We start from the raw sequence: 12,825 nt of genomic DNA on the forward strand, positions 1-12,825 counted from the left end.
TACCCCTGTTCGATCTGATCCACGGTGAACTTGGTGACGTGGCTCTTGCCGGGGTCGGATCCGACACGTTCGTCGTCCGCTACGGGCCGGCGACGAAGGAGGCCAGCCGCGCCGCGACCTGCTCCGGCTGGTCCTCGACGAGGAAGTGCGCCGCATCGATGGGCTCGCCGCGAACGTTCCGAGCCCAGGCGCGCCAGACCTCGAGCACGTCGGGGTAGACGCGCGGCAGGCTGCCGCGGCCGGCCCACAGCACCAGCACCGGGCAGTCGATGCGCGCGCCGGCGGCGGCATCCGCCTCATCCGCCTCCCGATCAGCGCCGGCGCCCGCCCGGTAGTCCTCGCACATCCCCTCGACGAGGCCGGGATCGTCGAGCGCCTGCCGGTAGCCCAGCATGATCTCCGCCGGGTACCTGCCCTCGGTCGCGCCGAGCCCCATACCCGCCCGCACGTGGAGGTCGAAGAACGCGTCGCGGTCGCCGCCGATGAGGCGCTCGGGAAGGGGGGCGGGCTGTGCGAGGAACGACCAGTGCCAATAGAACCGTCCGAACAGCGTCCCGTTCAGCCGGTACACCTCCGCCGTCGGGACGATGTCGAGCACCGCCAGTCGAGCTACGTGCGCGGGGTGGTCGAGGGCCATCCGGTAGGCGACCCGGCCGCCGCGGTCATGTCCGGCGACGGAGAACCGGTCGAAGCCGAGCGCCTGCATGGTCTCCAGCTGGTCCCCTCCCATCGTCCGCTTGTCGTGGGCGCGGTGATCGGCTGTTGGTGCGGGCCGGAATGAACGGCCGTACCCCGCCAGGTCGGTCGCCACGACGGTGCACCGCTTCGCGAGCAGCGTCGCGGCGTCGCGCCACATCATGCTGGATTGCGGATACCCGTGGAGGAGAAGGACCGGCGGGCCGCTTCCGCCGACCATCGCGTGCACCTCCCCCCGGGAGGTTCGCACGGACCGAGCGTCGAAATCGCCGAAGCCCGGGCGTGCGGCCCGAGCTGGGCCGTCGGGTGAGAGCGTGGCGTGAACCGCCTGCTGAGCCTCCGTCACCGCAGAACTCCTGTGTGATCCGGCTCGACGAGCTAACCCGCCCTCGCCGCCGTCATCGTCTGGCGTTCACCCGGTGCGTCGGCTGACCCCAAGAACTTCACGAGCAGCCGACTGGCTTCATCGGCGTGAGTCCACAGGAAGCCGTGGGGTGCGCCGGGAATCTCGACGTATTCGGCCTCCGGGAACGCGGCGTGGAACGGCCGGCCGGCCGAGTCGATCGGAAGGATCCGGTCGTCGACGCCATGCACGATGAGTGAGGGGACCCCGGAGGCTCGGACCTTCTCCACGTCGCCTCGGAAGTCCTCGATCCATGACGGCACGACGGCGTACGCGGCGACCGGGGCGCTGGCGATCGCCGAAATCCACGACGCTTGCACCAGTTCTTCGCTCGCGAGGGTGCCGAGGTTCTGGTCGAGGTTGTAGAAGTTTTCGTAGAACTTCGTGTACCAGGCGTACCGGTCGGCGCGCGCGGCGGCCATGATGTCATCGAACACGGCCTGCGGCACGCCGGTGGGGTTGCCGTCGGTCAGCAGGAGGAACGGCTCAACGGTCGCGAGGAACACGGCCTTCGACACGCGATCGGCACCGTAGTTCGCCAGATAGCGTCCGACTTCACCGGTTCCCATGGAGAATCCGACGAGCGCGACGTCCCGGAGGTCGAGTACCTCCACCAGGGTGTTGAGGTCGGCCGCGAACGTGTCGTAGTCGTATCCGCCCGCAGGCTGGCTCGACTTGCCGAACCCGCGGCGGTCGTAGGTGATCACGCGGTGACCGGCCTCGAGCAGCGCGATCGTCTGCTTCTCCCAGGAGCGGCCGTCCAACGGGTAGCCGTGGATCAGGAGCACGGCTGGCCCGTCGCCCTGATCCTCGTAATACAGATTGATGTCGGTCGAGTTCTCGGTGCCGACGGTGATGTATGCCATGTCGCGACGCTATTCCGGCGCTGCGACCCGCGCATTCACTGGCCGTGCAACTTGTTGTGCGTCCAGTGCACGACCCACGCGGACCCCGCGGCTCCGAGCGGCCTGGTGGGCGGGATTCCAGCGCTGCGGTCGCGCCATTCGGTCGGCGTGCTGCCGTACTTCGTCTTGAACGCGCGGGAGAACGACGAATGATCGAGGAACCCAGACTGGTGGGCGATCGCTGCGATCGAGACGTGTGCATCGGCCGGGTTCGCGAGCGCGTCCGCCGCTCGCTGCAGCCGCTCATCGCGCACCCACTCGGCCAGGGAGACGTCGAGTCGGCTCAGCAGCAGATAGAGGTAACGCCGGGAGATGCCGAACGTGGCGGCGATCGAGTCGGCCGAGAGCGTCGGGTCGGTGACATTCCCCTGGATATGCAGCATGATGCGCACGCCGAGTGTCCGGTGGAGCGGTTCGCGACTGGAGAATTCATCGCCGGCGGCCGTCGACAGCAGCGCTCGCAGCAGCTCGATGGTCACTCGGGAGAGTGTGGCCATCACGGTCGGGCTCATCTCAGGCAGCCGAAGCGTGTTGTCGAGGTGGTCAGAGAAGAGGCGACCGAGCGGGCTCGCACCAAGGTCGGTCGCCAGGAGGTCGTGGATCAGCAGATGCGGCAGACCGATCGCGTCCAACGGAACCGACACCGCGCGGATCGTCTGAACCTCACCCGCTCGCACCGTCCAGGCGCTCACACTCCACCACGGCACGATGGAGCCGCGGCTGCTCGCCACGTGACGGCCCTCTTGCTCAACCCGGAGCGGCCCGCCCGTGGTGTCCAGCGCGATCACGAGGCGAGGCTCGGATGAGTCTCGAGCCTGAGCGGGCGATCGGTGGCCGACATAATTGCCGAGCGTCGTCTGGTTGATCCCGAGCGGGCCGAGCATCAAGGAGTCATGCGCGTACCGGAGAAGTCGGGAGGGATCCAACCGCTGCGCGCGGAACGGCACGGATGAGCGGCCGGCAACCTCGTCGAGGACGGTGAGCCGATCGCGCGGTGCGACCTCGCGGAGGTCGAATCGCTGGCGCACCACCGCGCCCGTCGACGACGTCATCGTCTTGCACTCACCATTCGGCCACACGACCTCGGTCAAGGCGGGCTTGAAGAGGGCCGATGTCGTCCGGCCGTCCATGCGCCTTGACCTTCAATGATGCGCCGGGTCGGTGCCACGGACAAGTGGTGGGAGAAGAGGTGGCCGTCACACCGTCGGGACCGGCCGGTGCACCCCGGCCACAGCGTAGATCGCGTCGATCACCACCATGTTCGCCACGGGATCGTCGCCCTCGGTCGGCAGCGGAGTACCGTCTTTGAGCGCCTGGACGATCGCGGCGAGCTGGTGGTCGTACGTCTCGTCGCCCCCCACGGTCTGCACTCGCTCCACGCCGGAAATCCGGCTCCGAATGCTGTGCCCGCGCGCGGGGAACACGACCCCCTCGATCTCGACCCGGCCGGTGTCGGACTCGAAACGGATCCAGTTCGCGAACTCGGCGGCCATGCTGGCGCGCACCATCGCGATCGCGCCGGATGGAAACTCCAGCCGGGCCTCGATCGACTCGTCGACGCCCGCCGGGCCGAGCACCGCGGTGGCGCTGACCACGGTCGGCTCCTCGCCGAGCAGGCGGCGCACGCCATGCACCGCGTAGCAGCCGAGATCCATGAGCGCGCCGCCGCCGAGGCTCGGCTCGTGGCGCAGCGCCCCCGGCTCGAAGCGATTGGTCACCAGGAACACGGCCTCGACCGAGCGGATCGGGCCGATCTCGGCCGCGAGCTCAGCGGTCCGGGCCGCGAGCGGATGGTAGTCGTCGTGGAATGCCTCGATGAGACGTCGGCCGGTCTCTCCGGCGGCCTCCGTCATGCGGCGCGCCTCGGTGGCGTTCATGGCGAACGGCTTCTCGCACAGCACGTGCTTGCCGGCGCGCAGTGCGGCGATCGACCACTCGGCGTGGAGCGAGTTGGGCAGCGCGACATAGACCAGATCGATCGCCGGATCGGCTACCAGCTCCTCGTACGACCCGTACGCCCGGGCGATGCCGTGCTGACGCGCGTAGGCGTCGGCGCGCTCGGCGCTGCGGGCCGCCACCGCGGCGACCTCGACGTCGTCGCGACGGCGCGCGGGCCGGAGAACGGCGGCCGGGGCGATCGCTGCCGCGCCGAGGATTCCGATGCGAAGGCTCACCCGCTCACCCTAAGGCTCGATTCGGCGGCGGCTCCCAGCGGCGTTGCCTAGCGTCGCAGGGTGACTGCAGACCAGAACCCAGACTCCCCTCCGAACCCATATCGCATGCTCGGCCGCAGCGGCGCCGTCGTCTTCGCCCAGGCGCTGGGCACGATGACCTTCGGCGCCGAGGCTGACGAGTCGACCTCACACGCGATCCTCGACGCCTACGTCGCCGGTGGCGGCAACTTCCTCGACACGGCGGACGTCTACAGTTCCGGCCGGAGCGAGGAGATTCTCGGCACCTGGCTCGCGGCGAACCCGACGGAGGCGGCGCAGCTGGTGCTGGCCACCAAGGCGCGGTTCCCGATGGGCGCGGGCCCGAACGACCTCGGCACCTCGCGACGCCACCTGCGCACCGCGCTGGAGGATTCGCTGCGTCGCCTCGGGGTCGAGCACATCGACCTCTACCAGATGCACGCGTGGGACGCGCTCACACCGCTCGAAGAGACACTGCGGTTCCTCGACGACGCCGTCCGAGCGGGCAAGATCGGCTACTACGGATTCTCGAACTTCACGGGCTGGCAGCTGACGAAGGCCGTGATGCTCGCCGAGCGCCATGGGTGGGCAATGCCCGTGACCCTCCAGCCGCAGTACAACCTGCTGGTCCGCGGCATCGAGCACGAGATCGTTCCGGCCGCCCTCGATGCCGGGATCGGTCTGCTGCCGTGGTCGCCGCTCGGCGGCGGCTGGCTGAGCGGCAAGTACCAGCGCGACGTGCCGCCGACGGGCACGACGCGGCTGGGGGAGAACCCGGAGCGCGGGCTGGAGGCGTGGAAGCAGCGGAACGCGAGCGAGCGCACCTGGCGGGTGATCGACGCGGTCCGCGAGATCGCCGAGGCGCACGGGGTGTCCCCCTCGCAGGCCGCGCTGGCGTGGCTCGGGGCGCAGCCGGCCGTGACGTCGGTGATCCTCGGCGCCCGCTCCGTCGAGCAGCTGCAGGACAACATGGCTGCCGTCGCGCTGCAGCTGGATGCCGCCGAACTCGAACGGCTGACGGAGGTCAGCGCGCCGCCGGCGGACGACTACCCGTATGGGGCGCCCGGTAGGGAACAGCGGCACCGGAAAATCAGCGGCGGCAGGTGAGCGCCGCCCGGTCACGATTCACCGATGAGCAGCGATCGTTCAACGGAACGGTCGGCTGATCGCGACCACCCCGTGTTTCACGCACACGTGCAAGAGCGCGATGTCCCGCGGCTCCAGGATCCAGAGCTCGATTTCGAGTGCACCGTTGCACTCGCTGCAGCACGGAACGCGCTCAGTGGTGTCCTCTGCGGTGTCCTCGGCGTCCATTGCGGTGTACGGCCTTCGTGAGTCGGATGAGGGTAGGTGGGGGCCGCCCGATCGGCCCCCACCTACATCAGGAGCACCAGCGCGATCGTCGCCAGCACCAGCCCGGTGATCCCGGTGAGCACGATGACGGCCAGGGGATCCGCTGTTCTGGGCGACCGCCCGGTTTTCAGGGTCATCCGAACCTCGTGCCGCGTTCAAGCGTCCAGCAAGATGCGTGTCGCCGGGAGGCCGAGCGCTGAGGACAGGCGCGAACTCGCGGGCGCCTCAGGGTAGGCGGGGTCTGGGTCGACTCCTGAGCATGAATCAGCCATCACGGGGTCCTGGTGGCGGCTGCTGCTCACAGGGTACGCCCGCGAGGCCGCGTGTGCGAGCGGGACCGGACAACTTCAGCGGCGCGGCCGCGCCTCACGCCGTCGGCAGCGGCGCGTTCGGGTCGCGGTCGTCGTGCCGGGTGGTCACGCCGTAGAGCACCCGGTCAGGGTTCCCATGGGTGCCGCCGATGATGCATTCACTCGCGGTGTCGTTCATCATCCATTCGTCGTGGTTGCGGTCGGTCACTTCGATGTAGGTGTAGATGTACCCGTCTTCGCGCGTGACCACCTGGGCTTCGTCGAATGGGGTGAACTCGATGAGCGAGTGGTCGCCCTGGTAGTAGGTCAGCGCCAGCTCGATGCACATGTCGTAGACCTCGAGCGCGGTCAGCGGGCTGTCGGGGCCGGGCGCCGGAGTGGGCGTCTCGGGGACCGCCGTCGCGACGGGTTCAGGGCCTCCAGGCGCCTCGGCGGCGGGGCCGGCCTGCACGGTGATGCAGCCGGTGAGGGAGACAGCGAGAACGGGGATTGCGACGAGGGCGAGAGCTTTCATAGCCGCGACGCTATGTTCGGGTCGCGTCCCGCCGGAAGTGACCCCACGGCACAGTCGACGGGACACACGCACCCCTCCCAGGCGTGGATGTCCCGTCCGGCACAGATCTCCAGAACAAACAGCGTGCACTGCGTGTCGATCCGCACTTCACCCGTTCGACCTATGGGTGAGAGGGTCGAGAGAATCCTCCGGACAACAAGGAGCACAACATGGCCAAGTACATGCTGATCATGCGGTCCACCGACGAGGCACTCGCGAAGCTCGAGAACGTCGACTTCAACGAGATGCTCGAGACGATGGGCCGGTTCAACGACGAGCTGATCCGCGCCGGCGTCCTGCTTGCCGCTGAAGGCCTCGACCCCGCGACGGAGGGTGTGGTCGTGGACTTCAGCGGCGAGACGCCCGTTGTCACCGACGGGCCATACGGGGAGACGAAGGAGCTGTTCAACGGCTTCTACCTCCTGAACGTCGCGTCGAAGGAGGAGGCCGTCGAGTGGACGAAGCGGATGCCCCGCTTCGAGGGCACCAAGGTCGAGATCCGCCGGGTGCCAACCATCGACGAGTTCCCGCAGGACAACGAGTGGATCCAGAAGGAGCGCGCCTGGCGTGAGGCGACAGGGCAGCTGTGAGTGAGGCGCGGCGCGCCGTCGAGGCGGTGTGGCGGATCGAGTCCGCACGCATCGTCGGCGCGCTGGCCCGCTACACCCGCGACTTCGCGCTCGCCGAGGATGTCGCCCAGGAGGCGCTCGCGGAAGCCCTCGTCGGGTGGGAGACCGGTGGGATCCCGGACAATCCGACGACGTGGCTCCTGGCGGTCGGCCGACGGCGGGCGATCGACGCGTTCCGGCGCCGGTCCGCCGGGGATGAGCGCTACGCCGTGCTCGCCCGAGACCTGGACGAGACGACCCCGGGTCCGGACACACTGTTCGACCCGGACGCCATCGACGACGACGTGCTCGCGCTCATGTTCACCGCCTGCCACCCGGTGCTGTCGAAGGAGGCGCGGATCGCGCTGACCCTGCGGGTGGTCGGCGGACTGACCACCGACGAGATCGCGAGGGCCTTCCTCGTGCCGGTCGCGACGGTGCAGGCGCGGATCACGCGGGCGAAGAAGACCCTCGCCGCGGCGCAGGTCGGCTTCTCCGTGCCCGAACCGCACGAGCGGCGCGAACGGCTCGGGTCCGTGCTGAGCGTCGTATACCTGATCTTCACGGAGGGGTCATCGGCATCCAGCGGCGACGCGTGGATCCGGACGGACCTCGCCGAGGAGGCGCTGCGGCTGGTGCGGGTGCTCGCCCGGCTGGTGCCGGAACCGGAAGTGTGGGGGCTTCTCGCGCTGCTCGAGCTGACCGCCGCCCGGTTCCCGGCACGGCTCGACCGGGCCGGTCGTCCGGTGCTGCTGGAGCATCAGGACCGGCGCCGGTGGGACCGTTCGGCCATCCTGCGCGGCCGGGCGGCGCTCGCTCGGGCGGCGGCCGCCGGACGCGGGCTCGGCCCGTACGGCCTGCAGGCGTCGATGGCGGAATGTCACGCGGTTGCGGCATCCGTCTCCGAGACCGACTGGAACCGCATCGTGCTGCTGTACGAGGCGCTCGGACAGGTTGCACCATCGCCGATCGTGAACCTGAACCGGGCGGTCGCCGTGGCGATGGCGTCTGGTCCGGCCGCGGGCCTGCGGCTGGTGGACGAGATCGAGGAACGCGGCGGGCTGCAGGGGCACCATCTTGTGCCGGCCGTGCGGGCGGAGATGCTCGCGCGACTGGGCCGTGGCAGCGAAGCACGCGACGAGTATCTGCGTGCCGCGGAGCTGTGCGAGAACGCCGCCGAACGCGCCGTCCTGCTGGCGAAGGCTGCGCAGCCTTAGACCGCGCGCGAATTCCGGAGCCATCCAGGCAGCCGCGTCAGGCTGGGGTCATGGCAGAGGGAATCCCAGTCGCTGTGATCGGTACGGGCTGGTGGGCGACCACTCATCACCTTCCCGCGCTCGCGGCGGACAGCAGGGTCAGGCTCGTGGCGGTGTGCGACCGGGAGGTGGATCGCGCCCGAGTGGTGGCCGAACGGTTCGGCGTGCCGGCCTGGTATTCGTCGGTCGACGAGCTGCTCGCCGCCGGGGACGTCGCGGCGGCCGTCGTGGCGGTGAGCTCTTCGGCGCACCACGACATCGTGGCGCAACTGCTGGAAGCCGGCGCCCATGTGCTCGTCGAGAAGCCCATCGCGACGACGGCCGCTGACGCATACGAGCTGGTCCGGCTGGCGCAGGAGCACCGGCGCGAGCTCGTCGTGGGGTACACCTCCCAGTTCGCGCCCGCGGCGCTCGCCGTGCGGGACTGGGTGCGGAATGAGCTCGGCGAGCTCGTCACCGTCAGCGTCGAGTTCACCTCCAACATGGTGCGGCTCTTCGACGACACGGGCGACCCCGATGACCCAGGACGACCGCATCCCTCCTCCTACCGCAGCGACACCGGTGGCGGGCAGGCGCTCACCCAGCTGACCCACGCCGTTGGCATGGTCGCGTGGGTGACCGGCCGCCGGTTCGAGCAGACGGCCGCACAGGTGAGCGCTCGCGGACTGGAGGTCGACCTCGTCGACTCGGTGGCGTTCCGTCTCGAAGGCGACGTGCTCGGCGTTGCCATGTCTTCCGGAGCGATCCCGGCCGGGCTGCCGTCGCGGCAGGTGGTTCGATACACGGGAACCGCCGGAATGGTCGAACAGGATCTGAAGGCAGGGACCGCCCGCCTGTTCCTGCCGGATGGCGCGGAGCGTGTCGCGGCCCCGGACAGCGACCAGCCCGGCTATCCGACCCACAGGCCGGCGGAGTATCTGATCGACGTGGTGGACGGCGCGGCGAACGTCTGCGGGGAGCCCATGCCGGCGGCGCACGCGGCGGCGTTCATCGCGGCGGTCTACCGGGCCGCAGAGACGGGGCGGTGGGAATCCGTCCCAGGAGCGGGCGCGGAGTAGCGGGATTCCGCTCAGCGATCCAGCTCGGCGTCGGTCGACGGGTCCGGCTTGGGTGCGGGAGCATCATCCGGAACCGGCTGCGTCTCGCCCACCGCCACATCCGCGGTCGCGTTCTGCCTCCGGCTGAGGTACAGGAAGGGCAGCGCGACCGCGCTGATGGCGCCGCTCACGACGAGCGAGAACGAGTAGCCGCCGAGATCCGCGGTGCGGCCGAGCGCCGGCTGGATGGCCACCCCGCCGACATTGCCCATCAGCGAGTCGAATGACAGGACGGTCGCGCGCTGCTTCGACGGGATCAGATCGTTGATGTACGCCTGGCCGATCGGCTCGCCGATTGCCGAGACCACGCCCCAGAGGGTCAGCAGCAGCAGCGCGATCCAGAAGTGCGAGGTGAGACCGAGGCTGAGCAGCAGGGCGACCCCGGCGGCCGCCGAAAGCAGCATCGTGGTCGTCCGCTTCCGGAACATCCGGCGGACAATCGGCGCGAGGAACCCGCCGGCGATCTGCGACCCCGCGACGATCGCCGCTGCGAGACCCGCGATGGAGTACGCCTCCTCGTCGCCCCACAGTTGCAGCAGATACGGCTGGAGCGCGTAGAAGACGTAGATGCCGACCCCCGCGGTGAACGGCGCCGCGAGCATCAGGTACCGCACGGGCGGGTTGCCGAGCCCGTGCTTGACCGAGGTGCGGAACAGTGTCTTCACCGCTCCGAGCGGCCGCTGCGACTTGTCGGGCGTGAACCCCAGGTCGCGCATCACCATGAACGCGACGACGAACATGGCAAGGAGCACGCCGGCACGCACCAGGAACGGGACGCCCAAATCCGTCGCCTGCGCCAGCACGCCGCCGGCGACGGACCCGAGCAGCATCGCCGCGCCGGACACCATCAGGCCCTTCGCGAACACCGGTTCGAGTTCGCCCTCGTATCCGGAGGCGCGGAGGGCATCGACGAGCCACGCCTCGACCGCGCCGGAGAAGAAGGTGAAGCCGAGGCCCAGCAGCACCGAGACCATCGCCCACGCCCAGAACGGCGCGGACCAGAGCCACATCAGCCAGTACAGGACGGTGCTGGCCGCGAGGGTGACGGTGCCGAGCAGGTAGGACGCGCGCCGGCCGACCGTGTCGGCGACGACACCGGTGGGAACCTCGAAGATCACCATGCCGGCGGTGAAGAACGCGTTCGCAGCGAACGCCTCGAGGTTGGTGAGCCCCGCGTCGAGCAGGAACAGGGTGTTGATGCCCCAGATGAACGAGGCCGCCAGGGTGTTCCCGAGAAGCAGCACAAGGTAGATCCGCTGGATCTTCCGGGCCGCCGCGGGCAACTTCGCCACCGTGCTCCTCGCCGTCCCCGCCATCACGTCTCCAATCCGTCGGATGGGCCCGATGCTAGACCCGGCGGACGACGTGGACCAGCGTCGACTTGGTGCTCCGCCCCGGCGCCGTTAGCCTCCTCGGATGACCGGAGACGAGGACGTGCTCGCCGAGGGCGGCGTGACCCGAGTCGTCCGGCTCGGGGACACCGTGCGGAGGCCGGTGCGACCCTTCACCGCCACCGTGCACGCGTTCCTCCGCCATCTGCATGAGTCCCGGGTCGACTTCGTGCCGGCGCCGCTCGGCTATGACGACGAGGGGCGTGAGGTGCTCTCGTTCGTCCCAGGCGACATCCCGGTGGAACCGCTCCCCGCGTGGGCGACCCGGGAAGCCGTCCTCGTGGGCCTCGCCAGGCTGATCCGCCGGATGCACGATGCGGCGGAAGAGTGGACCGCTCCGCCCGATGCCGTCTGGGGCCGGATTCCCGGCGCTCCGGTCGCGAACGTCGTGCCCCTGTTCGAGACGCCGGAACTGGTCGCGCACTCGGATTACTGCCCAGGGAACGTCGTGTTCCGCGACGGCGTTCCGGCGGCCTTCATCGACTTCGACCTCGCTCGGCCGACGACGCGGGTCGCCGACTGCGTCAATGCGCTGTACTGGTGGGCGCCACTGCTTCATCCGGCCGACCGCGCGGCATCGCTGGCGGACGCCGACGTCGCCCAGCGGGTCCGCGTCTTCGCCGATGCCTATGGGCTCGATGCGGCCCAGCGGGCGCTCGTCGTGCGAACGGCGGTGCAGCGCTCCCGGAACTCCCTGCTGACGATGCGCGCCGCTGCGGACGCGGATCCGCTGTTCGAGCGGTGGTGGGACGAGGGTGTCAAGGACCGCCTGGCACGCGCGGAGCGCTGGCTCGCCGCTGAAGCGCCGCACATCGACGCAACGCTTCGCTGCTGATCAGTTCAGCCACTCCCGCGCGGCGGCCACCAGCGTTCTCACGCCGGTCGACAGCGTCGGCTCGAGCAGGGGCGCGAAGTAGGGCGAGTGGTTCGACGGCACATCCTCCGGCATCCGGCCAGACTCCAGGGAGTCCGCGAACAGCGCCGGGTCGAAGCCGCCGAGGAACCAGTACACGAGCGGGGCGCCTGCCGCGGTCGCCAGCACCCCGACGTCCTCGCTGCCGGAGATCGGCCCCGGATCGAGCACCCGTCCCTGACCGAGCACGTTCCGCAGTGCCTCCACGGTCCGCGCGGTCGCCGCATGATCGTTCACCGTCAGCGGGAAGCGCTCGACGTAGTCGAACTCCGGCGCCCTCGGTGCGCCGGACGCGTCCGCTTCCGCCCGGGTGACCCGCTCGATCGCGGCGACGACCTTGTCGCGCACGGCGTCGTCGAAGGTCCGCACGCTGAGGCCGAGCCGCGCGGACGGCGGAATGATGTTGTTCTTGGTGCCCGCGTGAAGCTGCCCGACGGTGACCACCGCACTGTCCGCCGGGGCGACCTCTCGGGACACGATGCCCTGCAGTCGCGTCACCACGTTCGCGGCGAGATAGACGGGGTCCACCGTGGTCTCCGGGCGGGACCCGTGTCCGCCGGTGCCGTGCAGCGTGATGTCGATCGAGTCGGCGGCCGCCATGGCCGCGCCGGCGCGGACAGCGGCGAAACCGGCGGGGAACGGCGCCACGTGCTGACCGAGCACGATATCGGGTCGCGGCACCCGGTCGTACAGTCCGTCCGCGACCATGCGGTCCGCGCCGCCGCCCCACTCCTCGGCGGGCTGGAAGAGCACGACGAGGATTCCGGACCACTCGTCCGCGACGGCGGCGAGCGTCTCTGCCGCGCCCAGCAGGCAGGTCACGTGCACGTCGTGTCCGCAGGCGTGCATGACGGGAACGTCGGCGCCGTCGGGGTCGGTCCCGCGGGCGGTGCTGGCGTAGTCCAGCCCGGTCTCCTCGAGCACCGGAAGGCCGTCCATGTCGGCGCGGAGCAGCACCGTGGGCCCGGCGCCGTTCTCGAGCACGCCGACGACGCCGGTGCCGCCCACGCCGGTGGTGACCGCGTAGCTCAGCGCGGACAGGTGGTCGGCGACGATGCCGGCCGTGCGGTGCTCCTGGAAGGAGAGCTCCGGGTGTGCGTGCAGATCGCGGTAGACGGCAGCGAGATCGATGGCCATGGCACGAGCG

Annotated in this window: 12 protein-coding genes; 5 read left to right on the top strand and 7 right to left on the bottom strand. The window is 69.9% G+C overall.

The features are described from left to right. Positions 1 to 79 precede the first annotated feature (79 nt). The 4 genes from ACFFGH_RS22595 to ACFFGH_RS22610 all read right to left on the bottom strand — a co-directional run bounded on the left by ACFFGH_RS22595 (position 80) and on the right by ACFFGH_RS22610 (position 4,178). Positions 80 to 946: an alpha/beta fold hydrolase gene (locus ACFFGH_RS22595; protein ID WP_386672550.1), complete on the bottom strand. Its 867-nt coding sequence runs from the start codon at positions 944 to 946 to the stop codon at positions 80 to 82. 128 nt (positions 947 to 1,074) lie between these two features. Continuing rightward, complete coding sequence (locus ACFFGH_RS22600) at positions 1,075 to 1,965, bottom strand: alpha/beta fold hydrolase (RefSeq protein ID WP_386672552.1); 891 nt, start codon at positions 1,963 to 1,965, stop codon at positions 1,075 to 1,077. Between the two features lie 35 nt (positions 1,966 to 2,000). After that, the gene (locus ACFFGH_RS22605; protein ID WP_386672554.1) at positions 2,001 to 3,134 is read right to left on the bottom strand and encodes a helix-turn-helix domain-containing protein; all 1,134 of its coding nucleotides are present in this window, start codon (positions 3,132 to 3,134) and stop codon (positions 2,001 to 2,003) included. A gap of 66 nt (positions 3,135 to 3,200) precedes the next feature. Beyond that, on the bottom strand, positions 3,201 to 4,178 hold the full coding sequence (locus tag ACFFGH_RS22610; protein WP_386672556.1) for a Gfo/Idh/MocA family protein: 978 nt from the start codon (positions 4,176 to 4,178) through the stop codon (positions 3,201 to 3,203). A 60-nt stretch (positions 4,179 to 4,238) separates the two neighbouring features. Here ACFFGH_RS22610 and ACFFGH_RS22615 point away from each other — a divergent pair, with 60 nt between their 5' ends. Next, positions 4,239 to 5,303, top strand: coding sequence for an aldo/keto reductase (locus tag ACFFGH_RS22615; RefSeq protein WP_386672558.1), 1,065 nt, complete (start codon positions 4,239 to 4,241; stop codon positions 5,301 to 5,303). Positions 5,304 to 5,915: 612 nt separating this feature from the next. On the opposite strand, the gene ACFFGH_RS22620 is transcribed toward ACFFGH_RS22615, so the two are convergent. After that, positions 5,916 to 6,374, bottom strand: a complete 459-nt coding sequence (locus ACFFGH_RS22620; protein ID WP_386672560.1) for a hypothetical protein — start codon at positions 6,372 to 6,374, stop codon at positions 5,916 to 5,918. 209 nt (positions 6,375 to 6,583) lie between these two features. Between ACFFGH_RS22620 and ACFFGH_RS22625 the strand changes: the two genes are divergently transcribed. From ACFFGH_RS22625 to ACFFGH_RS22635, 3 genes are read left to right on the top strand one after another with little or no spacing between them, the layout of a single operon-like run. Beyond that, positions 6,584 to 7,003, top strand: coding sequence for a YciI family protein (locus ACFFGH_RS22625; protein ID WP_386672562.1), 420 nt, complete (start codon positions 6,584 to 6,586; stop codon positions 7,001 to 7,003). Next, positions 7,000 to 8,238: an RNA polymerase sigma factor gene (locus tag ACFFGH_RS22630; protein WP_386672564.1), complete on the top strand. Its 1,239-nt coding sequence runs from the start codon at positions 7,000 to 7,002 to the stop codon at positions 8,236 to 8,238. Before ACFFGH_RS22625 ends, ACFFGH_RS22630 begins: the two co-directional genes overlap by 4 nt. 50 nt (positions 8,239 to 8,288) lie before the next feature. Beyond that, complete coding sequence (locus tag ACFFGH_RS22635; protein ID WP_386672566.1) at positions 8,289 to 9,335, top strand: Gfo/Idh/MocA family protein; 1,047 nt, start codon at positions 8,289 to 8,291, stop codon at positions 9,333 to 9,335. Positions 9,336 to 9,346: 11 nt separating this feature from the next. Here ACFFGH_RS22635 and ACFFGH_RS22640 read toward each other — a convergent pair whose 3' ends face one another. After that, positions 9,347 to 10,666 (bottom strand): MFS transporter, encoded by a 1,320-nt coding sequence (locus tag ACFFGH_RS22640; RefSeq protein ID WP_386672568.1) that lies wholly within the window; start codon positions 10,664 to 10,666, stop codon positions 9,347 to 9,349. 124 nt (positions 10,667 to 10,790) lie between these two features. Between ACFFGH_RS22640 and ACFFGH_RS22645 the strand changes: the two genes are divergently transcribed. Further along, positions 10,791 to 11,600: a phosphotransferase enzyme family protein gene (locus tag ACFFGH_RS22645; RefSeq protein ID WP_386672570.1), complete on the top strand. Its 810-nt coding sequence runs from the start codon at positions 10,791 to 10,793 to the stop codon at positions 11,598 to 11,600. Here the strand turns inward: ACFFGH_RS22645 and ACFFGH_RS22650 are convergent, their stop codons facing one another. Further along, a complete protein-coding gene (locus ACFFGH_RS22650; RefSeq protein ID WP_386672571.1) occupies positions 11,601 to 12,815 on the bottom strand; it encodes an amidohydrolase in 1,215 nt (404 codons plus the stop codon). Positions 12,816 to 12,825: the final 10 nt, after the last annotated feature.

This window comes from Lysobacter korlensis, assembly GCF_042434515.1.

Bases quoted from the DNA above. Each gene is read 5' to 3' on its own strand.
- ACFFGH_RS22635 (WP_386672566.1), top strand. From the start codon at position 8,289: ATGGCAGAGGGAATCCCAGTCGCTGTGATCGGTACGGGCTGGTGGGCG.
- ACFFGH_RS22605 (WP_386672554.1), bottom strand. From the start codon at position 3,134: ATGGACGGCCGGACGACATCGGCCCTCTTCAAGCCCGCCTTGACCGAG.
- ACFFGH_RS22650 (WP_386672571.1), bottom strand. From the start codon at position 12,815: ATGGCCATCGATCTCGCTGCCGTCTACCGCGATCTGCACGCACACCCG.
- ACFFGH_RS22620 (WP_386672560.1), bottom strand. From the start codon at position 6,374: ATGAAAGCTCTCGCCCTCGTCGCAATCCCCGTTCTCGCTGTCTCCCTC.
- ACFFGH_RS22625 (WP_386672562.1), top strand. From the start codon at position 6,584: ATGGCCAAGTACATGCTGATCATGCGGTCCACCGACGAGGCACTCGCG.
- ACFFGH_RS22645 (WP_386672570.1), top strand. From the start codon at position 10,791: ATGACCGGAGACGAGGACGTGCTCGCCGAGGGCGGCGTGACCCGAGTC.
- ACFFGH_RS22600 (WP_386672552.1), bottom strand. From the start codon at position 1,965: ATGGCATACATCACCGTCGGCACCGAGAACTCGACCGACATCAATCTG.